18 protein-coding genes are annotated in these 22,115 nt (G+C 54.3%); 10 read left to right on the forward strand and 8 right to left on the reverse strand.

The window, feature by feature from the left end; all coding sequences use genetic code 11:
• The first annotated feature begins 432 nt into the window (after positions 1 to 432).
• A complete protein-coding gene (locus G536_RS0122435) occupies positions 433 to 2,475 on the forward strand; it encodes an OmpA family protein (protein ID WP_026880493.1) in 2,043 nt (680 codons plus the stop codon).
• 163 nt (positions 2,476 to 2,638) lie between these two features.
• On the opposite strand, the gene floA is transcribed toward G536_RS0122435, so the two are convergent.
• Entirely contained in the window at positions 2,639 to 3,643 is a 1,005-nt protein-coding gene (floA, locus tag G536_RS0122440) for a flotillin-like protein FloA (protein ID WP_022825852.1), read from the reverse strand.
• A gap of 57 nt (positions 3,644 to 3,700) precedes the next feature.
• Positions 3,701 to 4,168: an NfeD family protein gene (locus G536_RS0122445; protein WP_022825853.1), complete on the reverse strand. Its 468-nt coding sequence runs from the start codon at positions 4,166 to 4,168 to the stop codon at positions 3,701 to 3,703.
• Positions 4,169 to 4,269: 101 nt separating this feature from the next.
• Between G536_RS0122445 and G536_RS0122450 the strand changes: the two genes are divergently transcribed.
• The 3 genes from G536_RS0122450 to G536_RS0122460 all read left to right on the forward strand — a co-directional run bounded on the left by G536_RS0122450 (position 4,270) and on the right by G536_RS0122460 (position 5,895).
• Positions 4,270 to 4,839 (forward strand): Crp/Fnr family transcriptional regulator, encoded by a 570-nt coding sequence (locus G536_RS0122450; RefSeq protein ID WP_022825854.1) that lies wholly within the window; start codon positions 4,270 to 4,272, stop codon positions 4,837 to 4,839.
• 92 nt (positions 4,840 to 4,931) lie between these two features.
• Positions 4,932 to 5,489 carry a DinB family protein gene (locus tag G536_RS0122455; RefSeq protein ID WP_022825855.1) on the forward strand — a complete coding sequence of 186 codons (558 nt, stop codon included), beginning with the start codon at positions 4,932 to 4,934 and terminating at the stop codon, positions 5,487 to 5,489.
• Between the two features lie 160 nt (positions 5,490 to 5,649).
• Positions 5,650 to 5,895, forward strand: coding sequence for a hypothetical protein (locus tag G536_RS0122460; protein WP_022825856.1), 246 nt, complete (start codon positions 5,650 to 5,652; stop codon positions 5,893 to 5,895).
• 80 nt (positions 5,896 to 5,975) lie between these two features.
• Here G536_RS0122460 and proS read toward each other — a convergent pair whose 3' ends face one another.
• Positions 5,976 to 7,451, reverse strand: a complete 1,476-nt coding sequence (proS, locus tag G536_RS0122465) for a proline--tRNA ligase (protein ID WP_022825857.1) — start codon at positions 7,449 to 7,451, stop codon at positions 5,976 to 5,978.
• Between the two features lie 199 nt (positions 7,452 to 7,650).
• Here proS and G536_RS0122470 point away from each other — a divergent pair, with 199 nt between their 5' ends.
• Both G536_RS0122470 and G536_RS0122475 read left to right on the forward strand, forming a co-directional pair.
• Positions 7,651 to 9,018 (forward strand): hypothetical protein, encoded by a 1,368-nt coding sequence (locus tag G536_RS0122470; RefSeq protein WP_022825858.1) that lies wholly within the window; start codon positions 7,651 to 7,653, stop codon positions 9,016 to 9,018.
• 63 nt (positions 9,019 to 9,081) lie between these two features.
• On the forward strand, positions 9,082 to 10,572 hold the full coding sequence (locus G536_RS0122475; RefSeq protein ID WP_022825859.1) for an OmpP1/FadL family transporter: 1,491 nt from the start codon (positions 9,082 to 9,084) through the stop codon (positions 10,570 to 10,572).
• A gap of 90 nt (positions 10,573 to 10,662) precedes the next feature.
• Here the strand turns inward: G536_RS0122475 and G536_RS0122480 are convergent, their stop codons facing one another.
• Entirely contained in the window at positions 10,663 to 11,637 is a 975-nt protein-coding gene (locus tag G536_RS0122480) for a hypothetical protein (protein ID WP_022825860.1), read from the reverse strand.
• A gap of 291 nt (positions 11,638 to 11,928) precedes the next feature.
• On the opposite strand from G536_RS0122480, the gene G536_RS31100 reads away from it, so the two are divergent.
• On the forward strand, positions 11,929 to 13,416 hold the full coding sequence (locus tag G536_RS31100) for an energy transducer TonB (RefSeq protein WP_084708789.1): 1,488 nt from the start codon (positions 11,929 to 11,931) through the stop codon (positions 13,414 to 13,416).
• A gap of 40 nt (positions 13,417 to 13,456) precedes the next feature.
• On the opposite strand, the gene G536_RS0122490 is transcribed toward G536_RS31100, so the two are convergent.
• Positions 13,457 to 14,899: an aldehyde dehydrogenase gene (locus G536_RS0122490; RefSeq protein WP_026880495.1), complete on the reverse strand. Its 1,443-nt coding sequence runs from the start codon at positions 14,897 to 14,899 to the stop codon at positions 13,457 to 13,459.
• A gap of 102 nt (positions 14,900 to 15,001) precedes the next feature.
• Between G536_RS0122490 and G536_RS0122495 the strand changes: the two genes are divergently transcribed.
• The gene (locus G536_RS0122495) at positions 15,002 to 16,756 is read left to right on the forward strand and encodes a DUF6311 domain-containing protein (RefSeq protein WP_022825863.1); all 1,755 of its coding nucleotides are present in this window, start codon (positions 15,002 to 15,004) and stop codon (positions 16,754 to 16,756) included.
• Positions 16,757 to 16,849: 93 nt separating this feature from the next.
• Here G536_RS0122495 and G536_RS0122500 read toward each other — a convergent pair whose 3' ends face one another.
• From G536_RS0122500 to G536_RS0122510, 3 genes are all read right to left on the reverse strand, one after another.
• Positions 16,850 to 17,791, reverse strand: coding sequence for a glycosyltransferase family 2 protein (locus G536_RS0122500; RefSeq protein ID WP_022825864.1), 942 nt, complete (start codon positions 17,789 to 17,791; stop codon positions 16,850 to 16,852).
• A gap of 17 nt (positions 17,792 to 17,808) precedes the next feature.
• Entirely contained in the window at positions 17,809 to 18,558 is a 750-nt protein-coding gene (locus G536_RS0122505) for a class I SAM-dependent methyltransferase (protein ID WP_022825865.1), read from the reverse strand.
• A 173-nt stretch (positions 18,559 to 18,731) separates the two neighbouring features.
• Positions 18,732 to 20,324 (reverse strand): hypothetical protein, encoded by a 1,593-nt coding sequence (locus tag G536_RS0122510; protein ID WP_022825866.1) that lies wholly within the window; start codon positions 20,322 to 20,324, stop codon positions 18,732 to 18,734.
• 282 nt (positions 20,325 to 20,606) lie between these two features.
• On the opposite strand from G536_RS0122510, the gene G536_RS32335 reads away from it, so the two are divergent.
• Both G536_RS32335 and G536_RS0122520 read left to right on the forward strand, forming a co-directional pair.
• The gene (locus G536_RS32335) at positions 20,607 to 21,140 is read left to right on the forward strand and encodes a carbohydrate binding domain-containing protein (RefSeq protein WP_157530860.1); all 534 of its coding nucleotides are present in this window, start codon (positions 20,607 to 20,609) and stop codon (positions 21,138 to 21,140) included.
• Between the two features lie 65 nt (positions 21,141 to 21,205).
• Positions 21,206 to 21,865, forward strand: coding sequence for a carbohydrate binding domain-containing protein (locus tag G536_RS0122520; protein WP_169515145.1), 660 nt, complete (start codon positions 21,206 to 21,208; stop codon positions 21,863 to 21,865).
• Positions 21,866 to 22,115: the final 250 nt, after the last annotated feature.

Here is a 22,115-nt window from a genome sequence, read left to right on the forward strand (position 1 = left end):
GCGGCTCTGCTTTAAGTAACAGCGCTAGCAGAGGGGCTCTCGCCTAGCTATATGGGTGGTGAAAAAGCTGTATTTCAGCTTCTCCAAAGGTAGATTTGCCTGCATTGTACTTAGGGTTGAGCAGGCGCTTTGTTAAGTGTGCCTTCATAAGATACAATTATTGAGCGCCACTACCTGTATAACCGCAGAAGCGCTAAAAAGTGGCTGTTTGGTGTAAACAAGCAAGTTAGTTCAGCGGTCTGATGCTTGCAGCCACCGAGTACTTTCAGACATTAATCAAAATTTAGGTGTGCGGCTAGCCCTTAGTATTACCTTTGCTCCTGGTTGAGTCGGTAAGCGAAACTATGTGGGGTGGCTCAACGTCTTTGTTACTTTAGATTTCGTCTGTCTCTGCCCGGGCGCGTATCCGGGCCGTTGTATGCCAATCAGCTTATGAGAAATAAGAAGTTATTGCTGTTGGTAGGGCTGATAGGAGGATTATCTGTGCGTGTGCAGGCACAGCATGCTATTTGGGCCGCTAAACTGGTAGCAGTATCGTCGCAAAAAGCCGAGGGCAAGGAGGCGTTTTCGCCTGAGAAAGTACTGGGTGAGCCCAATGCCCGTCCGCTGGGGCAGGTCAGCAATGATGCCTGGATTCCGCGTAAAGAGGGAAACAACGAGTTTATAGAAGTGCGGTTCGCCAAGTCACTTATTGCCAAGCAAGTGACAGTGGTGGAAAACTTCAATCCGGGTTCGGTATCGAAGATAGAACTGGTAGATACTCGTGGCGAAAAGCACCAAGTGTACCAGAACGATAATCCCGGCCCAATTCCCGAGCAATTCCGCTCGTTGCAGGTGACGTTTGCGGCGGGTACTTACCGCACCATTGGGGTTGTGGTGAGTTTGAATACCAAGGCAGTTAACGGCGTCAACCAGATTGATGCTATTGGCATTGCCGACGTGGCCGAAACCATGGTGAAAAAGGAGTTCAAAAGCGAAACCGATGGCGTGAAGTTCGACTCGGCCATGGTGAACTTGGGCCCAAATGTCAACTCCAAGTACGTTGATACGCACCCGGTTATTTCGCCTGATGGCCGTACGCTATTCTTTGCCCGGCAAGAAAGCCCCCAGAACGTAGGCGGCTCCAACGATGTGCAGGATGTGTGGTACAGCACCTTGGCCAATGCCAGCACCAAAGCTTGGAATCCCGCTAAGAATATTGGTTCACCCATCAACACGCCCGGCCCCAACGGCTTGGCGTCGGTGTCATCGGATGGCAATTCGGCAGTACTTATCAACTTGTACAAGGAAGATGGCTCACTTGACCCCAAGGGCTTGAGCTTGTCGCGCCGTACAAGAAATGGGTGGAGCAAACCGACGAAAATAGAAATCGACGATTTCTACAACGACGACCCCGACAATGTGGATTATTTCCTAGGTACGTCGGGCAAGGTGCTGCTAATGGCCGTGGACCGCAAAGATGGTTTGGGCCAGCAAGATTTGTATGTGAGCTTGCTGAAGGAAGATGGGAAAAGCTGGGGCCGTCCCATCAATTTGGGGGCTAATATCAACACCAAGAAGCCGGAGTTTGCGCCCTTTCTGGCCGCCGACGGCAAGACCCTGTACTTCGCATCGGAAGGCCACGGCGGCTACGGCAAAAGTGACGTGTTCTATTCCAAGCGCCTCGATGATACCTGGAAAAACTGGACCAAGCCCCGCAACCTCGGCCCCAACGTCAACTCTCCTGATTTTGATGCTTACTACGTAGTGTCGGCGGCGGGCGAAGATGCGTATCTGGTTTCCACACGCAACGGCACGGCCAATTCCAAGGACATTTTCCGCATCAGTCTCACGCCGCAGTTCAAGCCCGAAGTGGTAACGCTGGTGCGCGGTCAGGTGCTCGATGCTGCCACCAAAAAGCCGGTTAACGCGGTTATCAAATACGAGAATCTGCTGACCGGTGAGGAAATAGGTGTGGCCGAAACAAACCCCGTTGATGGTTCCTATACTATTGTGCTGCCCTCCGGCGTGCATTATGGCTACCGTGCCGAAGCCCCCGAGTACTTGGCCGAGTCCGACAACCTCGACGTGACGGATAAGGAAAAATACTCCGAGGTGAAGCAGGACCTGTACCTGGTGCCGTTTGCGGTAGGCCAGACCATCAAGCTGAACAACATCTTCTTCTCGCAGAGTAAGTACTATCTGCGCGAAAACTCTTACCCTGAGCTACAGCGCCTGATTCGGACGTTGAAGGAATATAAGACGGTGGAAATCAAGATTGAAGGCCACACCGATAACCAAGGTGACCCCGCCCTGAACCTCAAGCTCAGCCAGGATCGAGTGAATGAGGTGAAAAAGTATATCGTGTCGAAAGGCATTAGCAGCACGCGCATCACCACCGAAGGCTTCGGCGACACTAAGCCCATTGCCAGCAACGACCAAGAGGAAACCCGCAAGCTCAACCGCCGCGTAGAGTTCCGAATTACCAAGAAGTAGGTTGAACCGAGTTGATTGTTGGCAGTTTATTGATGACTGCAAGCCTAGCTTTATCGAACAGAAAAACAAAGCCCGATTCATTACGAATCGGGCTTTGTTTTTGGGTATGTGCTATTTACGTAACGGCAAGTCAATCAACTACCAACGAATAACAATCAACGTCTTAACTCAACCTCGTTTCGTCGCGGCCGGGTTTGCTGCTGCTACTTTGGCTGCCAGGATTGGCAATGGAGTCGCGCATGTCGGTGTCGGACTGGATGTTGCGCATTTTGTAGTAGTCCATGATGCCGAGGTTACCGGAGCGGAAAGCTTCGGCCATGGCTTTCGGAATTTCGGCTTCGGCTTCTACTACGCGGGCTTTGGCTTCCTGGGTTTTGGCGCGGTTCTCTTGCTCTACGGCCACGGCCATAGCCCGGCGTTCCTCAGCCTTGGCTTCAGCAACTTTCAGGTCGGCGGTGGCTTGGTCGATTTGCAGCTTTGCCCCGATGTTCTCTCCTATGTCAATGTCGGCAATATCGATGGAGAGAATTTCGAAGGCTGTGCCCGCGTCGAGGCCCTTACTGAGTACGAGCTTGGAAATTTTGTCGGGGTTTTCGAGTACCTCTTTGTGCGACTTTGACGAGCCAATACTGGTAACAATGCCTTCACCAACACGGGCCAGAATGGTTTCTTCGCCGGCGCCACCTACTAGCTGCGTGATGTTGGCGCGCACTGTAATACGGGCCTTCGCAATAAGCTGAATGCCATCCTGCGCCACCGCCGCCACGTTGGGTGTATTGATTACCTTAGGGTTTACGCTGGTCGTGACGGCCTCAAATACGTCACGGCCGGCCAGGTCGATGGCCGTGGCCTGCTTGAAGGTGAGCGGAATGTTGGCTTTATCGGCCGAAATCAGTGCCTTGATAACGCTGGGAATATTGCCTCCGGCCAAGTAGTGTGTTTCTAGGTCGTTGGCGGTTAATTCCAAGCCAGCTTTGGTGCTGGTAATCATGGAGTTGACGATGAGAGAAGGCGGTACCTTGCGCACTCGCATAAACGCCAATTGGAACAAACTCACCTTTACTCCTGAAAACAGCGCCGTAATCCAGAGGCTGATGGGAAAGAAGTAGAGGAAGACCAGCAACACGATGGCCCCAACTAGCAGCGGAAAGAGTGGGAAGTTGTTCATACGATGCAAGGTAGCATAAGCAGCGACGTAACCAGAATATCAATACAGCGCAGCAGCTTACGCTATACTTTCCACCACAATGCGGTTCTGCTCGATACGGAGCACCCGCACTTCGGTGCCAGCTGGCACAAACTCTCCGCGAGTGGTTACTTCACGGCGGTTTTCCTCGAATAGCACCGTACCAGCTGGCCGTAACGCCGACAACGTGCGACCGGTGGCCCCAGGTTGTACGTCGGGTAAGCGGGCATCGCGCACGTGAGAATTATGCACGTCGTTGAGGGCCACGCGGGCCAGATTTTTGGGCCTGAGGCCAATGTACACCAGCAAGCCAATGGCCGCCAGCGAGGATACCAGCAAGACATGGCCGGTGTTGGAGCCCAGGTCGCGGTAGCCAAACCACACGCCGGCCGCCAGCAACGCAAAGCCCACCAACCCGACTATGGTAGTGCCAGGAATGAAAATCACTTCGGCCACCAGAAACAGCAGGCCAAACAACAGCAGTAGGGCAATGGTGAGGGAATCCATAGCAGAAGGATGGGTTGGTTGTGAAAAGATACGCAGAAAGCGAGTCGGGATGCAGCAAAGGGCTGCGTACTTTACTGAAGTCGAGCACACGCCACCGAGTTATGCCTTCCTCTCCCAACTTATTGCGCCGCTTGCTGGAGCCGGTTCCGTATCTGACGGCAGCGGACATTGATGCGTGTAGCGCCAACTGGCGGCGCCCGGTAGCCGTGTCACGCCACGACTTTCTGATTCGGCCAGGGGAGACTGAGCACCAACTGTATCTGGTAACCGAGGGGGTACTGCGCATTTTTCTGCCTGTTGCCGACGAGGAAATCTATGTGGGCTTTGGCTACGCGGGTACATTGCTGTGCTCGTTCCCGTCGTTCATCAACGGCCAGCCATCCGATTATGCCATTCAGGCCTTGCGGCGCAGCCATTTGCTGGGTATAGCGCGCACTGAACTGCTGGCCATGCTGGAGCAGCGCCCCAATCTGGCGCGTTTCTGGCGGCAGCAGGTGGAGCAGGCGTTGGTAGGCCGCATCGAGCGGGAAATTGATTTGTTTCTTCCGGAGCCACAGCGGCGGCTCGACCGGTTGCGGGCGCGTAGTCCGCATCTGTTTCAGCTGGTACCGCGCAAGTACATTGCCTCGTATCTGCGCATGGCGCCTGAAACGCTTAGCCGCTTACGATAGGAAGACGGCAGTGGTAATCTTGATTGCAATCAAGGTTTGGGGAGAGGTAGGGCCGCACCTTTGCCGTGGTTCTTTACCTTACGTGATACGCTATGCATACTGCCGCCCTGCTCCAGCAGCTTCAACAGCAAATTCAGGAAATTATTGCAACGCTTGAGCATGAGTTCACCCCATTGCCCGACCACGCGCTGCGCTACAAGCCCACCCTCGAACAGTGGAGTGTACTGGAGTGCCTGGAGCATCTCAACCGCTATGCCCGCTACTATCACCCGATATTGGCTACTGCCCTCGGGCAGGCCGTGCCAAGCACGAATCAGGAATTACGCTTCACTTGGCTGGGGCGCAAATCATACGACATGATGCGTCCTGAAAATCCTAAAGCCCATAAAACGCTGGCGCGCATGAATCCTGTGCAAAGCAGTTTGGGGCGCGGGGTGCTGGCGGAGTTTCAGCAACGCCAGCAAGAAATGCTTGCTTTGTTGGCGCAGGCTGCAGGCAAAGACCTGAATCATAAAGCCGTGCCTGTTGAATTCTTTCGTCTGCTTCGGTTGCGTGTCGGGGAGGCACTCCTGTTTGTGGTGGCCCACACCCGTCGCCACGTTCAGCAGGCCCGGCGGGTGGTGGCCACGACAGAACTAACGGTGGTTTGACGCAAAATCAGGTTGATTCAGAGCTTAGCCTCAAGCCCTGACCAAATGTAGCGCGCCACCTGCCCGGCGCTGGTTGCGGGGAAGAGGATGGGCTTGTTGGTGACGGTCCGGTTTGCAGGCCGCCAGCCGACTTACACATCGATTTTGCGTACAGAAACTCATGATGAAACAACGCGAAGTAACCGATAAGCACAAAACTACCTGGACCTGCGTGCAAGCCTATGCTGCCACCGAAAGCGCCGCCACCGACGAAGCTATAAAGCGTAGCGAAACCGACTCCGGGGCCGTGCCGGTAGTGTGCACTCCTAGCGGCGGCGCCCAAACCGTGCGGCTCGAACTCAGCAAAGACTGGCTTGATTCCTTATCAGACGAAGAATTGACTACGGCTATTGCCGCAGCTCAGTAAGCCTAAAAAAAGAGCCCCGACCAAAAAAGCGGGGCTCTGTCGATACTAGGTTAGCTTTAATTAGCTGCGAAAAACGAAGGCTAATAGGCGCGCGCAAAATGTACCCGGCGCTTAGAAGGCTTACCGGTCAGGATGCAGGTGCCATCTTCGTCGGGCTCGGCTAGGGCCATGCAGCGGATGGTGGCTTTGGTTTCTTCTTTGATGCGTTCCTCAGTTTCAGAGGTGCCGTCCCAGTGGGCTACCACGAAGCCACCTTCGCCTTCTAGCGCCTGTTGGAACTCCTCGTAGGTATCAACGCGGTGGGTGTGGGTCTCGCGGAACTTGAGGGCCCGGCCGTAGATATTGGCTTGGATGTCGTCGAGCAGCGCGGCTACGCTGTTCACGATGTCGGCCAAGGGTAGATTCATCTTTTCTTTGGTGTCGCGGCGGGCTACTTCCACGGTGCCAGCGTCTAGGTCGCGCATACCCACAGCCAGGCGGACGGGTACGCCTTTCAATTCCCACTCAGCAAACTTGAAGCCGGGGCGCTCGGTGTCCCGGTCGTCAATCTTCACGGAAATGCCGCGGTCGATCAACCCCATTTGCATTGGGCGGATGCGTGCCAGCAGCTCATCCAGCTGGCCGGTTTTGTAGATGGGCACAATCACCACCTGAATGGGAGCCAACTTGGGCGGCAGGACCAGGCCTTCGTCGTCGGAGTGGGCCATTACCAGAGCACCCATCAGGCGCGTGCTCACGCCCCAGCTAGTGCCCCATACGTATTCTAGCCCGCCTTCTTTGTTGGCAAACTGCACATCAAACGCCTTAGCAAAGTTCTGGCCCAAGAAGTGCGAGGTGCCAGCCTGCAATGCTTTGCCATCCTGCATCAAGCCTTCGATGCAGTAGGTGTCTTCGGCACCGGCAAACCGCTCGTTTTCGGTTTTCACGCCTTTCACTACAGGCAGCGCCATCCACTCCTCGGCAAACTGCGCGTACACCTCCAGCATTTGACGGGTTTCGGCTACGGCTTCCTCGGCGGTGGCGTGGGCCGTGTGGCCTTCCTGCCACAAAAACTCGGCGGTACGCAAAAATAGGCGGGTACGCATTTCCCAGCGCACCACGTTGGCCCACTGGTTGATGAGCAGTGGTAGGTCGCGGTAGCTCTGAATCCAGTTTTTATAGGTGCTCCAGATGATGGCCTCCGAAGTAGGGCGCACCACTAATTCTTCCTCCAGTTTGGCGTTGGGATCAACGCGCAGCTTGCCCGGATTGTCGGGGTCGGTCTGGAGGCGGTAGTGGGTTACCACGGCACATTCCTTGGCGAAACCTTCCGCGTTTTTTTCTTCGGCCTCAAATAGGCTTTTGGGCACAAAAAGTGGGAAGTAAGCGTTCTGATGGCCCGTGCGCTTGAACATATCATCAAGGGTGCGCTGCATCTTTTCCCAGATGGCGTAGCCGTATGGTTTGATGACCATACAGCCCCGCACGGCCGAATTTTCGGCAAGTCCCGCGCGCTTCACTAACTCATTGTACCACAGTGAATAATCTTCACTCCGTTTGGGCAAACCTTTGCTCATGTTTTAGGGTATCTTTGGTCAAGTGAAAAAGTTCCAGTTTGGCCTAGAATTTGTCATAGACAAACCGGCACCGTTTCGCTGCCAAATTACGTTATTAAATAAACCGGAGCTTGCCTTTGTAAAATATTTGGGTTTCCAAACAACCATTTAGCAGCTCGTTAGCTCTTTCACTCGCCAGCCTACTTTTACGCAAGCAGCCATGAAAAATTCCCTCTCACACTTGTTACCAGCCTTGGCCCTGCTTACGTTGGGTGGTTGCGCGGGTACTAGCGCCCTCTCTACTACGGAGAATGACGGCGTATATTATTCTTCTAAAGACCGCACCACCCAGAATGCCTCGGCATCAGTGGGCGGTACTGCTCCCGCCGAGGAGTTGCAGGCCGACGGTGATATTTCCAATCCTGACTACGCGGCGGAGGGCCAGCGTTCCTCCAACGTTACCGAGTCGACGGAATATTACGACGAAGACTATGCTTATTCATCCCGTATTCGGCGGTTTCATCAGCCCTATTACCGCGGCTTTGGCTACGGCTACAACGATTTTGTGTACGCCGACTCCTTCTGGTACGGCGGTGGCTCCCCATATTATGGCAGTGGTTTCTACGACCCATTCTGGGGACCTGGGTACGGCTATGGTGGTAGCTTCGTAAACATCAACATCGGCTTTGGTAGCCCTTGGGGCTGGGGCTACAACCCGTGGCGCTACGGCCGTGGATACGGCTATGGCGGATTGTATGATAGCTACGGCTATGGTGGTTACGGCGGCTATGGGTACGGTGGCTTCGGTGGCTACAACAACTACTACAGCAATAATTACTACGGTGGTGGCAACTATGGGGGCGGCGTTATTGGTACCTCACCTAATGTGCGCTATGGTCCGCGCACCAGCCGTAGTGCCGAAGCTGGCACTGCTGGACGCACTAGCCCAGGCACTGGTAATGCTACAGGCTCTCGGAGTCGGGCCACTGGCGGTGTAGCCGATCCAACTGGTGGCCGCGCTAATACGGATGGGTTAGTAGGCAATGGTACCACGCAGCCAAACGGCCGTGGCCGTTCGCGCACCATTGATGCAGGCACTGCTGCTGGTGTTACTCCAGATGTTATTACCAATGACCAGATACAAAACGGTCGAGTAACGCGGGGCCGCAACGACAGTCGATTGATCGACCAGATCAATAGTGGTGGCACTACTACCCAGCCAGCTAATGTATACGAAGGCCGCAGCCGTCGGCGCATGAGCGAAGTAACTGGTGCTGGTACCAATGATGCTGCCACTCCCCAATACTCGCAGCCGCGCCGTAGCCGCTTCAGTGAACTGAGCACTAGCCCTAGTAACGGACAAAGTCAGGAAGCTGAACAGCCTACTCGTCGGCAGCGCGTGTATCAAGCTCCGCAGCAGGCGGCTGAGTCACCGCAGCGGACTTACCAAGCGCCACAGCGGACCTACGAGGCTCCTACCCGTAGCTACGAAGCGCCATCCCGTTCGTATGAAGCTCCGTCGCGTAGCTCGTCGCCGGCTGGTGGCGGTGGCGACGGTGGTGGCGGCCGTGGCCGTGGGCGTAACTAATTATTGCTTGTCTGGAACCTGATTTGTGACAGGCCCTCTGCGGCCGACTACTTTTCCTTCAACATGAAAAACTTGAAATACTGGCTGGCCGTGGCTCTATTGAGCCCGGCCAGCTATAGCTTTGCCCAATACCAAGCAGATGCGCTCCGTTTCTCCCAGACTCAGCCTTCCGGAACTGCGCGCTCGTTAGGGGTCGGTGGTGCCAACGTAGCAGTGGGTGCCGACTTGGGTAGCCTAGTTACCAACCCCGCTGGATTGGGGCTGTACCAACGCTCTGAAATAAGCTTTTCGCCGGGATTCGGCATTGGTAATACTAGCAGTCAAGCCTTCGGTACCACTAGCACTGATAACCGCAACAGCCTGCATGTAGCTAGCTTTGGTGCTGCGTTCACCAACCGCCGCCCTGACGGCGACACTAACCCGTGGCGAGGTGGTACGCTAGCTTTTGGACTGAATCGTATCAATGATTTCAACCAAAGCTTCAGCTACCGAGGAACTCCTAGCATCGATAGTGATATTCTTTCGTACTTGGGCCGTTCCAACGCGGATATTACAGCCACTGACCTTGACGATTTAGCGTATGAGGCCTTCGTGACAGAGCGAGATAGTAAAGGAACCTATATTCCATCCGATTACGATAATACTGGCCCCCTCGACCAACGTGAAACTGTGTTGACGACTGGTTCTCAAACCCAGTTCGATATTGGCTACGGAGCTAATTACAAAGACCGGCTGTATATCGGTGGCGGTATCGGAATTATCACCACCCGCTTCAACTCTACCAGCACACTCAGCGCCGTTGACCCAAGCGCGCCCAGTACCCAAGAAGGTACCTCTTTCGGTAGTCTGTCGTACCGCGAAACATTGGAAACCCGTGGCACCGGCCTGAATGCCCGCATTGGAGCCATCTACCGGGTAACCGATGCCGTACGATTGGGTGCTTCGGTGCAAACTCCAACTTTCACCAGCTTGTCGGAAACATACGGTGCCTCGTTAGACGCAGTGTACGATAAGCCCATTACGGTAGGAAACAAAACGTATACCTCTGGTAATGCGGTAGTGGACCCAGGCTCGTTTGAATACCGGCTAACCTCGCCTTTCCGAGCATCGGGCGGCGTGGCAGTGGTAGTTGGGAAAAACGGCTTCTTGAGCGGTGATGTTGAATACGTAAATTACAGCCAAGCCCGCCTCAACAACGATGATGTTGCCAGCTACAATTTCAGCAACAACAACGACGCCATCCGCAACCTTTACCAGTCAGCCGTGAATCTGCGGGTAGGGGGCGAGCTACGCTTCGACATTTTCCGAGTACGAGCAGGTTTTGCCCGCTACGGCGACCCGTATAAGGACAGTGGCCGAGACAGGACGCAAAACTATTACACCGGTGGGTTAGGGCTGCGCCAGAAGAATTTCTACTTGGACCTAGCGGGAGTGTATGGCAGCACTAAGCGTTACTACAACCCTTACGTGATGCCAAACCCTGCCGATACGCCCGAGGTAGTAGTCGATTCCAACCGCTTTACTACTACACTTACTGCTGGGTTTCTCTTCTAAGAAACCAGCAGAATTGAAAAGCAAACCAGCAATAGAAAGCCCGCCTTCTTTTTGGAGGCGGGCTTTTTGTTGAGGCAAAAGACGGTGCTCTTACTTCGTGATGCGTACCTGAATTCTGAGAGCAGGGGTTGGTATTGTGATGACAGACTGCACGAAGAGAAGTCCGGTTTTAGCAGGACTATCAGCGGTGCGAAACGCAAAGACACGTCCTAGACCTCTCGTTGGTAACGCGCCGGTTGAAGTAATGAGCGTGCCACCTGGGCTAGCGAAGGCAGCTTCTAGCTGAGCAGGAGTAGTGGCTGCCACGAAAGCAGCCGAATCCAGAGCGGTGGCTCGAAGCTGAGTGGCACGGCGGTTAGTAGGAATCCAGAACGCGCTACGGTTTATAAAGTCAGCGTTTTGCGGAGTAGCCAAGGCCCTGCCGCCACCAGACAGTGGCAGATATACCAAGTCGATAAGAGACTGATTTTCGGTGTGCTGCCGCAAACTGAAAGCTGGCAGTGCCAGCCCCGATAGCAGCGAGATATAGCTGCGCGACCGATAATTGGTCGGGGCCGGCAAAATGGTTGTATAGCGGTGATAGGTCAGCAGCGAATCGGTATTGCGAAGCCTAAGTGTGTAGCCACCCTCATTGAAATCCCCGTTGACATCCTCTGCGTTGAAGCGCCATATCTCCCGGCCAGACGTGGTGCGCGTACCCGCCTGAAACTGGAAAGCCACCGACTGCTGCTGCTCGCCTGTCAGCACCGAATCCAGAAAAACCAATCGGCCGGTTTCCTTAGGAACATCGTTAGCCTCAAAACCAGTACTAGGATACAGGTAAGGGTTGCGGCTGCGAACGTACTCGACGGTAATCAGCAGCCGGCGCAGGTTGGCATCATTGGGATCATACTTATCGGCAAATACGCGCGTGGAAAACGTGTCACCTGGAATGGTGCTGCTCCGGCTGGCCGACAGAAACCGTGTGCTGCCAACCAGCGCCACGCGGGGGCCAGCCGAGGGTTCGGGGTTACAGGAAACCAGCAACCCAGAGCCTAACAGAAAGGAAATCAGATAAAGACGCATAGATTCAGTAAAGGTCGGGATTTGCTGCTATAGGCCGGCAACGGCTTGCAAACAAAGTAGGTGTGATGCCTTCCTAACGACAAAAACTGGCTGGGATTTCATCTCGCCAAACAAGAAGCCGGAAGGAAACCGGGTACTCAGATTTCTCCCTATTCGGAAACGCACAAATAGCGCTAGTCTATAGGTCATTCTAAGATTAAATAGAATCCTGAACTGTCCTTTTAGTAGGCAAGCCTAAGATATAGGCAATAAAATAAGCAGCCCCTAACGAATTTTGCCGTAGTTCGCGGTATGCCCACTTTCTGGACTTTACGCTCCGCTGTTCTATTTATCGGATTGCTGGTGGCTAGCTGCCAACCCGACAAGCCCACCCGTACCGAACAGGCAACTCCTGCCTTGTCCGATACCCTCACGCTCGACTCAACGGCCAATCCAATTGCCCTACTTGACTCAACTCCGGTGCGCCGCAACTGGCACCGCCTCACCCAGCCCACTAATCGGGCCGCGCCACTCGTGGTGTACCGCAGTGCGCGGCGTCCGCCAGCAAGTCTCAATGCTAGCACACCTCCTAGCGAGGCTACTCTTTTCGATATTGGCCGCAAGGCGAGCGAGTATTTCCAGATTGATCCAACCAAAGCCGCCGAAGTGCGGGGCCAAGCTGGAACAGTGGTACGCCTGGCCGCTGGCAGCTTGGTGGATGTCGCGCAACGAACCGCCACCGGGCCGGTATGGGTGGAACTACGGGAGTGCTACACACCCGCGGAAATGATTCTTACTAATCTAACTACTCTCACTACCGACAACCAATTGCTGCAAACCGGCGGCATGGTGCTAGTGAAAGCTACGGCGGCGGGGCGGCCCCTTCAACTAGCCGAAGGCCGTACCATGCGCTTAGAAATGCCGGCGGCCAACGGCCGGCCAGTGCCAGGAATGCAGCTTTATTATGGCCAGGGTACCGCCTCTGTCCGCTGGGTAGCGGCTCCTGCTTCTGCCATGCCTGCCATTCAGGAAACCATCTATACCAACGCGCAGCCCATGCCAACCTACCACCGTGGGCCTGCCGATATCAACCGCCTAATTCGGTATCCGCGCGAAGCTCTGGTTAGCCAGATACAAGGGGTGGTATTTGCTTCGTTTGTAGTGGATGAAAGCGGACGGGTACAGCGGCCTCATATTCTGCGCGGTATTGGGCACGGCTGCGACGAAGAAGTGTTGCGGGTGCTGCAACAGACTTCTGGCCGCTGGACTCCGGGCCAACGCAACGGAGAATTTGTAAAAGTGAAAATGGTGCTGCCCATCCGGTTTTCGTTTCAACCTGGTCAACTCAGTCTTGATACCAGCCGCCGCCAGGTAGCCGATGCCGAGCCCGCAGCCACAACTACGGTACCCTCGGAACAACCAACGGAACCCATGCCTACCGACCGGTACGTTTTCAATTGCGCACAGCTAGGTTGGCTGAATGCTGACCGGCCACTAAGCTCGGGTACAGCCTTGCTATTGGCTGCTGCCACTCCCGATGAAAGTACTGCCGTACGCCTGGTGCTACCTGGTACTACACCTACCGTTTTGGCTGCTGAAACGGTAGAAAACGGCTACCAGTTCACTGGCGTACCAGCTGGCCGCCGAGCTGTGCTGGTGGGGTTGCGCTACTCAGGGGGCGTACCGTCTCTGGCATGGCAAGAAGTTACCACTGGTCAGGAAGCACCTGCCCCTCTAGAATTCAAGGAAACTACGCTGGAAGAGTTGGAGCGCCGTCTGGAAAAGCTAGAACTCTATTAGTGCCGACAATCAGCCCTAGAGTACCGGCTGCCTCGATTGGTTACAGCTTTACCGTAATGCTTTGGGGCTCGGTGAAAAAGCGCAAGGCTTCCAAGCCACCTTCGCGCCCAATGCCGGAGTTTTTCATGCCACCGAAAGGCGTACGTAGGTCGCGGTGCAGCCAGGTGTTCACCCACACGATACCGCTGTGCAGGGCGTGGGCTACGCGGTGCGCCCGGTTCAGGTCGCGGGTCCAGATGGTGGCGGCCAAGCCGTATTGGGTGCCATTGGCCCAGGCCAGCACTTCGGTTTCAGTATCGAAGGGGGTGAGCGTAACCACTGGGCCGAATATTTCTTCCTGATTCACCCGGCAATCGGGCGCCAAGCCCTCAAACACGGTGGGTGCTAGGAAGTAGCCGCCTGCGCAGCGGCCTTCTAGCTGCACGCGCTGCCCACCTGCCAGTAAGGTGCCGCCTTCTTCGTGTGCCAACGCAATGTAGTCCAGTACTTTATGTAAATGCGCTTCACTCACCAAAGCGCCCTGCCGGCTGTTGGCCAGCTGTGGGTCATCAATCGTTAGGTCGGCCACGCCGCGCAGGAATTCCGCCTTGAACTGCTCGTAGATGGACCGCTCGACGAAGATGCGCGACCCGCACAGACAAATCTGACCTTGATTTGCGAAACTGCTTCGTAGGCTGGTGCGCACCGCCTCGGTTAGGTCACAGTCGGCGAAGATGATATTGGGGTTTTTACCGCCTAGTTCCAACGACAGTTTCTTGAACATAGGCGCGGCCGTGCGGGCAATATGCTCCCCGGTTTTAGTGCCCCCCGTGAAGCTGATGGCCTTGATGCCGGGATGCTCCACAATAGCCTGGCCAACGCCTGGCCCGGTGCCGTGTACAATGTTGAGGACGCCGGCCGGTAGCCCAGCTTCCATACATAGCTCGCTGAGTAGAAATGCTGTGTACGGTGTGATTTCCGAGGGCTTAGCTACCACGCAGCACCCGGCAGCCAAGGCCGGCGCAATTTTCCAGGTGAACAGGTACAGCGGCAGATTCCAGGGCGAAATGCAGCCCACTACGCCCAATGGGTGCCGCACCGTATAGTTGAGGGCCACACCTTCCTGAAAGTGGGTTTCCGAAGCAAAATGCTGCGCGGCCGTCCCGAAGAAGGCGAAATTGCTAGCCGCCCGCGGAATATCTACCGTCCGGGCCAAACTCACCGGCTTGCCATTGTCCTGGCTTTCGGCCTGCGCAAGGGGCTCCAAGTTACGCTCAATCAGCTCGGCAACACGCACTAGTAGGCGGCCTCGCTCTTCGGCCGGTAGGGCCCGCCACGCGGGTAGCGCGGCCTCGGCGGCCATTACGGCTAACGCTACATCCGTGGTATCGGAGTCCGGAATGTGCGCGTACACCTGCCCGGTAGCGGGTTCCACGTTGGTAAGGTAATGGCCCCCCGTAGGCGGTACTAGTTGGCCGTTGATGTAGTTCTGAAAGTGCAGCATAAAGAACAGAGCGAGTCTTTCAAAAGTAACGACTTCACGCGCAACGGCTACCTTTGCCGGCCCGGTTTTGCGTGGGGTAATCCGGTTCACCAATCCGCTCTTATGCCCGGCAGAAATACAGGTTGGCAGCTAGCCCTGATAATTGCTTCGTACGTAGCGGTATTTGTGGCTTGGACCTGGCCGCTGACGGCACACCTGAGCAGTCAGTTTCCGGCAGTGCCCGAGCAGGATGGCTACATGCAACTCTGGAACGTGTGGCACTTCCGGGAGGTGCTGCTGTCCGGGCACAACCCATTCCATTCCAACTGGCTGCTCTACCCCGAAGGAGCCGCACTGTGGCTGCACACCTACAACCCCATTACTGGCATCGTTAACCTGTTCATTGGCAACGAGATGCTGGCGCTGAACCTAGCCCTAATGGCCGAATATGCGTTGTCGGGGGCGGGGGCGTGGCTGCTGGCCCGGCGCTGGCTGCGGCAGCCGGTATTGGCTTGGCTGGCGGGATTGTTTTTCGCCTTTTCACCCTACAAGACGGTCCGGCTGCCTCTCCACTACAACCTGATGCTAACGGCCACGGTGCCGTTTTATATCTTGGCTTTTTTGCGGGCCTTCACGTTTCACCCCGGTCGGTTCTGGCCGGATGTGCGCAGCTGGAAGGCCGTGGCCGCTTGTCTGGCACTAGGGATAATTACTTTCCTGAGTGATTATTACGTGCTTTTTGCGCTGCTATATTTCTCGGTGGCCTACGCGGCGTGGTTCTGGTTTCGGCTGGGCGCCATCAACTGGCGGCGCCGCAATACTTGGCTGATAGTAGCCGGCGTGCTGCTGGGTGGACACTTCCTTATTCGGCTGATGCGGCTCTGGGATGTGCCCGACAACGCCGGTTTCTGGTGGGGCGGCGACGTGGCCGGCTACTTCATGCCCGCCGACAACAGCCGCTGGCTGAACTTCAACTGGGCCCGGCAACTGTATGGTAATCCGCGCTTGTTTAACATGCCGGGGTCAGTTGAAAACTATATGTTTCTGGGTTATGCGGTGCCGCTAGTATGCGCTCTAGCTGCGTTTTGGCCGGCCCGGCCGGTGTCGCGCCGCCACCTCGACCCGCAGGGTCGTCCACTGGCCTGGGTGCTTTTGTTTTTCGTGCTCCTGACTCTGCCTTCGGTGCGGGTGCTGGGGCATCTAAAACTGAACCTGCCCACTGGTCTGCTGCACTTTATCCCTTTTTTCAACAACATCCGCTGTCCTACCCGCTGGGTGATGGTGGTAAGCTTGTTGCTGCCGATAGTAGGATTTGGGGCCCTGGAGGCTGCCTGGCAAACTGCGCGGCGCCCGGTATTACGCGGTGTTATGAGTGCCGCACTGCTGGCCGCCGTAGCCTTCGAGTTTTGGCCGGTTGCGCCTCCCTTGGATTCGTCCCGGACCATGCCCGCTGCTTTTCATGCGGTGGCCAAGCTACCCGGCGAAGCGCTGTTCACCATCCCGATGGGTTTGGTTGACGGCTACCACGTACTGGGCAAGGTGGAACTACACAACTTCCTATACCAGCCCTACTATCGTAAAAAGCTGCCCTCCGCTTACATTTCGCGGGTTTCCCAAACGCAGTTCGAGCGGTTTCAGTCCGACACCGTAATGCGCACTGTGTTGGCACTTCAGCGCGCGCCCACCGATACTACATTCACGCCACCTTCCGCCCAAGCAGCGGCCCGTTTCCGGGAGTATTACAAGCCAGCTGCTATTCTGGTAAGTCCGGCTTGGCGCAATGGTCCCGCTCAGCGTTATCTGCAAGCAGTGTTTCCTACATACACCCCGCGCACCTTCCCCGATGGTTATGTGCTGTTGGCACCGGCTCGGCAATAGGTACTTTCTAGATAAGTTGTTGTAGGCCAAGGAAAAACGGTGTAAATGTCAGCGCATCCAGCTTCGTTTCACCGAGACGTTATTGCGGACATATTAGGCGTTGGGTTTTGGGCGCGGTAAGTCGGTTTCATCGATGATGTAGAGCGGACGCTGGCGCGTGTTAGCTCCAAGGCGCGCCACGTACTCTCCGATTACGCCAATAGCCATAAGCTGAATACCACCTAGGAATAAAACACTTACCATGAGAGAAGGCCAACCTACCCCGTAGTTTTTCAGAAAAAACCGGGCGTATATGGCGTATAACATCACGAGAAAAGCCACGCCAGACACTGCAAAACCACCGATAGAAGCCATGCGCAACGGCAAGTCAGAAAACGAGGTGATACCATCTAAGGCTAGCTTGATGAGCTTGCTATACGTATAGCCTGGCTCGCCACCTGCCCGTTCAGAGCGGTCGAATTCTAGAAAGGTCTGCCGGTAGCCAATCCAGGAAATTTGGCCGCGAATAAACTTGTTTTGCTCGGGCATGAGCTTGAGGGCCTCCACCACTTTGCGGCTGACAATGCGAAAATCGCCGGTATCAATGGGAATATTCACTGAGGTAATCCGGGCAAGTATCCGGTAAAACATCTTGGCTGTGAACAGCTTGATGGCACTCTCGCCTTGCCGGGAGCGGCGCTTGGCGTACACCACCTCGTAGCCCTCGTGCAGCTTAGCGTACAGTTGCGGAATCAGTTCGGGCGGGTCCTGCAAATCACCGTCCATGACCACAACGGCAGCACCCCGCGACAAGTCCAGGCCCGCCGTAATGGCTACCTGGTGCCCGAAGTTGCGGCTAAACGTAATGTAGTGCATACGCGGGTCGCGGGCCGCAAATCCCTGCATCAATTCCAACGAACGGTCACGGGAGCCGTCATTCACAAAAATGACCTCTACCTCAAGCAGCAAGGCATCAAGCATGGCTGCCAGTCGGGCGTACAGGACTGGAAGATTGATTTCTTCGTTGTAGATGGGGACAATAATGGAAAGGTCCACGTAATTGGGAACAGAAGTCAGACAGTCGGAGATTTCATAGCCAGCGCGAATACGCTTACACCCACCGGCGCATTCAGAGCTTGGAGTAAGCGATTTTCGGCAGTAATAATGCTGGTTAGCAGTGTATTAACGAGCGGTGGCGCTGCAAAGAAGTCGTCTTCCGCTGGCTTATTATCGGTGGGTAGTACTTTCTTAAGCAGCCGAACAGCGGCCGTTGGAAAAAACAAGCTCACATTCCAGTAGGAGCGACGCTTGACTTGCAAGCCGGCTTTGCGCAGGCTGGCTGCCAGCTGCGCGGCAGTATACCGTCGGAAGTGGTGGTTGGCTTCGTCGTGCTTGCCCCACAAAAACTGAAACGCCGGCACAAATACTAAAAGCTTTCCGCCTGGCTTCAGCACCCGCGTCCATTCCCGTAACGCTTGGGCCTCGTCCTGAATATGTTCTAGTACATCGGAGGCTACTACTAAATCAAAGGCGTTGTCGGGGAAGGAGAGGTGGGCCCCATCCATGCACGACACGTTGGGAATACCACGCTGCTGCGCAACGGCAATACCGGCCTCGCTCACGTCGATACCCGTTAGGTTGGAATAGCCGACAGTGCGCAGGCGCTGCAACAACGGGCCACCTGAGCAGCCAATTTCCAGAATAGGGGCATCAGTGGCTAGTTTCAGCTCATTTATGAGCCGGAATACCATATCACGACGTGCCTGAAACCACCAGTATTTTTCTTCTAATTGATGGTATTTTACTTCGTATTCGATATCCATGGTATTCCAAAAGTAAGCAACCTTGGCGTAGGTAGCTATTTAACTATAGAACTCAATACCAGTGTAAGCGAGCTTGCGCAGTAGCTAGTTGGCGTGAGCAGAATGGTATATGCGCCTGTATGTTCAGGGTTCGAGAAAGCGTTGAATCTGCTGCATAAGAGAGCACTGGAGCGCTACCAACGATAGAAAACCGATAAAATCTTTATGCCGTTTGTCTTCAGGGCGTAGACTTCGTTGCCGATGGTATCGGGGTAGGCTTCAGGGTGCATGCGGTATCCAGTGAGGTAGTAGCGCTCCTTATCAGTAGCGCTCATCCTGAAACGGCCCCGGTCAGCGGGCTTCAGGATGGATAAGTTGTTTTCCAGCACAATGGGCACGGGGCCGTCTACCGACAGCTGTGAAGCCGTGTCATGGGCTAAAATCCATTCCAATCCTTGCCGGTAGGCCACGCCCCAATAGTCCCGGTCGAAGAGCCGCTCCGCCTGCTCCGGCGATAAGAAAGAAAAGAATACCTGCTGGTTGGGATGAGCTGCTACCATTCGGGCAGCCGTATATGTAGCTTCGGCGCCGGCTAAAACAGCAAGTGCTACGGTTGCGCGTTTCAACAATACACTACGTTGGCTAGCTTGCCAGACTGCATATGCGCCGCGTACCGCAATTAATAGCAGTGCTGGATAAATAAAGTATAAATGCCGCCAGCCGTCATAAATAACGGAATGGAGGAGTATAACCATCAACAAGGGAACTACAAACCAGCCCGCTAGCAACACGTCTATCTGGCCTTGCAGGGTACGCAGCAACGCAAACCGGTAGCGCACAACGGTGTAAAGCCACAGGGACGCACCTGCCAGAAATGCCACTGAATAGGCAACAGGAGTGGTAATGATAATCCAAACCGGTGCGTAGTGCCACGGCAGTTCAATGCCTTTCACCACCTGACCTAGATAAAAAACGTCGCCTTCCCAACGGAACCGCTTCATCTTATCGAAGGCCTCTAAGAATTTTCCGGCCGGATCTTCCCACAAGTAAGGCCAGCCAACGATAGTTAAGGCAATGGCCGCCACGCAATAGAGCCCAATGGCTTTGCCAAGTCGCCGACGTTCGGCACTGGTGGTTTTCCCCCAAATGGCATCCAACACAAACATGCCAATAGAAAGTGCAAACAGCAGACAGCCCAGAATGCGCACATCGGTAGCAATGGCGGTGGCAAGGCCGTGCAGGGCTGCCCGAGCTAGTGTTGGGTACTGCAACAGCCGAATTAAGGTGTAAATTCCGAAGGTGAAGAAGGACAGAAAAACGAGGTCCTTCCCGTTGTAGAAGCTGTCGGCAAAGATGCGTGGCGACAGTATTAGTAGTGTACTGGCGACTAAGCCTACCTGCCAGCTATTAAATCGAATCAGAGCTATTTTATAAACAGACCATAAGGCCAGCATGAACGTTAGGAATATGCCGAAGTGCCTTACCAAATAGTAAGTGCGTGAGTCGAGCCCAGGCCATATTACTTCCATAAACGCAAAAGGCAGATGGAATAAGGCACCATGGTCGTTTTCCAAATGGCTAGCGAAATCAGGAACCTTGGTGAATACCAGTTGATGCTCCGTCCATTCGGGTGCTAGCGTAACCATAATATATTTCGCATTGACCATGCCGTTGATGCGGTCAATAGATTCGTCCCAGGAAACACCGTAATCTTTGAATATAAAGACTCCTAACAGGAAGACAAGCAGGAAATAAGCCGTAACGTACGTGTTGTTCCGTGGTATCATAGCTCGCAGAAAGACCAGTGCAATAAGAGGAGACTAAGCATTTGGTGCATATTATCTCAACTTTGGTTGGTAAAAGTAGGAGGCTACACTTGGTATCCCAACTGGTAGAGGAGATGCATGCTTGCCAGGATGGTCATCTCGCATAGGAAAATAGCTGCCAAGCAGGTGCGCTACTCGGCCAGATAGGCCACTGTAACCCGTGGGTAAACCTGATAATTAGTGTGGGAGCAGCGCTAAATTTCACTTAGTTTTGAGTCCACAACTAACCTTTCGACCCTGGTAATGAAAAAATTGCTTTACGCATCTTTGGCCTTATGCTTGGCAGCTTGTGGAGACAAGGCAACTACTGCTCCTACCAATCAGTTAGCCAGCAATGATTTCGAATCAATTGAGGGCTGGACAGGAGATGCTAATCCATCCTTAACCAAAGAAAGAGCACACTCAGGGCGCTATTCTATAAAAGTTGATCCGGCTGTTGAATACAGCATGGGTTATAATAACCTGCTGGGCAAAATCAGCCCCAGCAAAATGCGTAAAATCAAAATTAAAGGGTGGGTATACCTGCCAAAGGGCAGCACCGATGTGGTGCTGGTAACTGCCGTGACGGATCCGGCGGACCCAAGTAAGCCCGTGTTGTGGGACGGGATGAAGCTAGCCGACCAAGTGAAAGCAGACAGCAAATGGACTGAAGTGGAAAAGGAAATTACGCTGCCTGACAACGTAAGCTATACCCATAAGCTGGGGGTATATCTGTGGCGTACCGGTGCACCAAACACTGCCTATCTAGATGATTTGGTTATCGAGAAGGCCGAATAAATGAGTGGCCTACTTGCATAAAGGGCTCCCGTGAATATGCTTTGTCATACTTGCGGGAGCCCTTTATGCAAGTAGGCCACTCATTTATTCGGCTAACCGAAATTACTGGCTATCACGCTCAACGAAGTATGTATGCCGGTGCTTTTGCGTTAGTTTTGGATGTGCGAGGACTCAACCTTTGGCCTTCTATGAAAAAATTGATTTACCTGCCGCTCTTTCTGAGCTTGGCTGGCTGTGAAGAAAAGCCAACGAGTAATCCAAACAACTATTTGGTTTCTAGTGACTTTGAAGCCATTGAGGGTTGGATGCCCGAGCCGACGCCCCCTTCCTTGGTTAGAGATAAGGCGCATTCTGGCCGTTACGCTGTGAAGGTGGATACCAACAATGAATTCAGCATTGGCTACAACAACACGCTTGGACGGCTCAGCGCCAGCAAGCTGAAAAAAATCAAAATCCATGCGTGGGTGAATCTGCCCGATAAAAACTCCCAAGCCATTCTGGTTGCGCAGATACTAGATCCAGCTAATCCAAACAAAACGCTGGTGTGGGAGGGATTGAAACTTGGCGAGAAAGTGACCACCTACAATAAATGGGTGGAAGTAGCTCTGGACGTCACGCTGCCACCCAGCATTAGCTATACCAATAGAATAGCGGTGTACCTGTGGCGTGCTAATGGATTGGGAGCAACCTTCATGGATGATTTAGCCATCGAAAAGGTGGAATAAGTAAGAAGGTACCTTGATAAGTGGCATGTTGTATTGCCGAAGGCTGTGCGGCAATTATGCTGTGCAGGTGCTTGATAAGCTTGTTTCGTGACTTGCTTTTCCAGCAGCAAAGCTTTGTAAAGAATAAGACGGAGCTTGGCTATCAAACACTATAAGTCTACTTCCGTTGGGCTAGCTTAATTTCCCGGCTTTTCACTTCTACCCAGCATTTTCTGGTATTCGGCAATTTCCGTAGCCTCTACGGTAACGA

This window comes from Hymenobacter norwichensis DSM 15439 (genome assembly GCF_000420705.1).
Classification (GTDB): Bacteria; Bacteroidota; Bacteroidia; order Cytophagales; family Hymenobacteraceae; genus Hymenobacter; species Hymenobacter norwichensis.

What these genes read in the sequence shown, in the direction of transcription:
- G536_RS0122435 (WP_026880493.1), top strand. Translation starts at nt 433, where the DNA reads ATGAGAAATAAGAAGTTATTGCTGTTGGTAGGGCTGATAGGAGGATTA.
- floA (WP_022825852.1), bottom strand. Translation starts at nt 3,643, where the DNA reads ATGAACAACTTCCCACTCTTTCCGCTGCTAGTTGGGGCCATCGTGTTG.
- G536_RS0122445 (WP_022825853.1), bottom strand. Translation starts at nt 4,168, where the DNA reads ATGGATTCCCTCACCATTGCCCTACTGCTGTTGTTTGGCCTGCTGTTT.
- G536_RS0122450 (WP_022825854.1), top strand. Translation starts at nt 4,270, where the DNA reads ATGCCTTCCTCTCCCAACTTATTGCGCCGCTTGCTGGAGCCGGTTCCG.
- G536_RS0122455 (WP_022825855.1), top strand. Translation starts at nt 4,932, where the DNA reads ATGCATACTGCCGCCCTGCTCCAGCAGCTTCAACAGCAAATTCAGGAA.
- G536_RS0122460 (WP_022825856.1), top strand. Translation starts at nt 5,650, where the DNA reads ATGATGAAACAACGCGAAGTAACCGATAAGCACAAAACTACCTGGACC.
- proS (WP_022825857.1), bottom strand. Translation starts at nt 7,451, where the DNA reads ATGAGCAAAGGTTTGCCCAAACGGAGTGAAGATTATTCACTGTGGTAC.
- G536_RS0122470 (WP_022825858.1), top strand. Translation starts at nt 7,651, where the DNA reads ATGAAAAATTCCCTCTCACACTTGTTACCAGCCTTGGCCCTGCTTACG.
- G536_RS0122475 (WP_022825859.1), top strand. Translation starts at nt 9,082, where the DNA reads ATGAAAAACTTGAAATACTGGCTGGCCGTGGCTCTATTGAGCCCGGCC.
- G536_RS0122480 (WP_022825860.1), bottom strand. Translation starts at nt 11,637, where the DNA reads ATGCGTCTTTATCTGATTTCCTTTCTGTTAGGCTCTGGGTTGCTGGTT.
- G536_RS31100 (WP_084708789.1), top strand. Translation starts at nt 11,929, where the DNA reads ATGCCCACTTTCTGGACTTTACGCTCCGCTGTTCTATTTATCGGATTG.
- G536_RS0122490 (WP_026880495.1), bottom strand. Translation starts at nt 14,899, where the DNA reads ATGCTGCACTTTCAGAACTACATCAACGGCCAACTAGTACCGCCTACG.
- G536_RS0122495 (WP_022825863.1), top strand. Translation starts at nt 15,002, where the DNA reads ATGCCCGGCAGAAATACAGGTTGGCAGCTAGCCCTGATAATTGCTTCG.
- G536_RS0122505 (WP_022825865.1), bottom strand. Translation starts at nt 18,558, where the DNA reads ATGGATATCGAATACGAAGTAAAATACCATCAATTAGAAGAAAAATAC.
- G536_RS0122510 (WP_022825866.1), bottom strand. Translation starts at nt 20,324, where the DNA reads ATGATACCACGGAACAACACGTACGTTACGGCTTATTTCCTGCTTGTC.
- G536_RS32335 (WP_157530860.1), top strand. Translation starts at nt 20,607, where the DNA reads ATGAAAAAATTGCTTTACGCATCTTTGGCCTTATGCTTGGCAGCTTGT.
- G536_RS0122520 (WP_169515145.1), top strand. Translation starts at nt 21,206, where the DNA reads ATGCAAGTAGGCCACTCATTTATTCGGCTAACCGAAATTACTGGCTAT.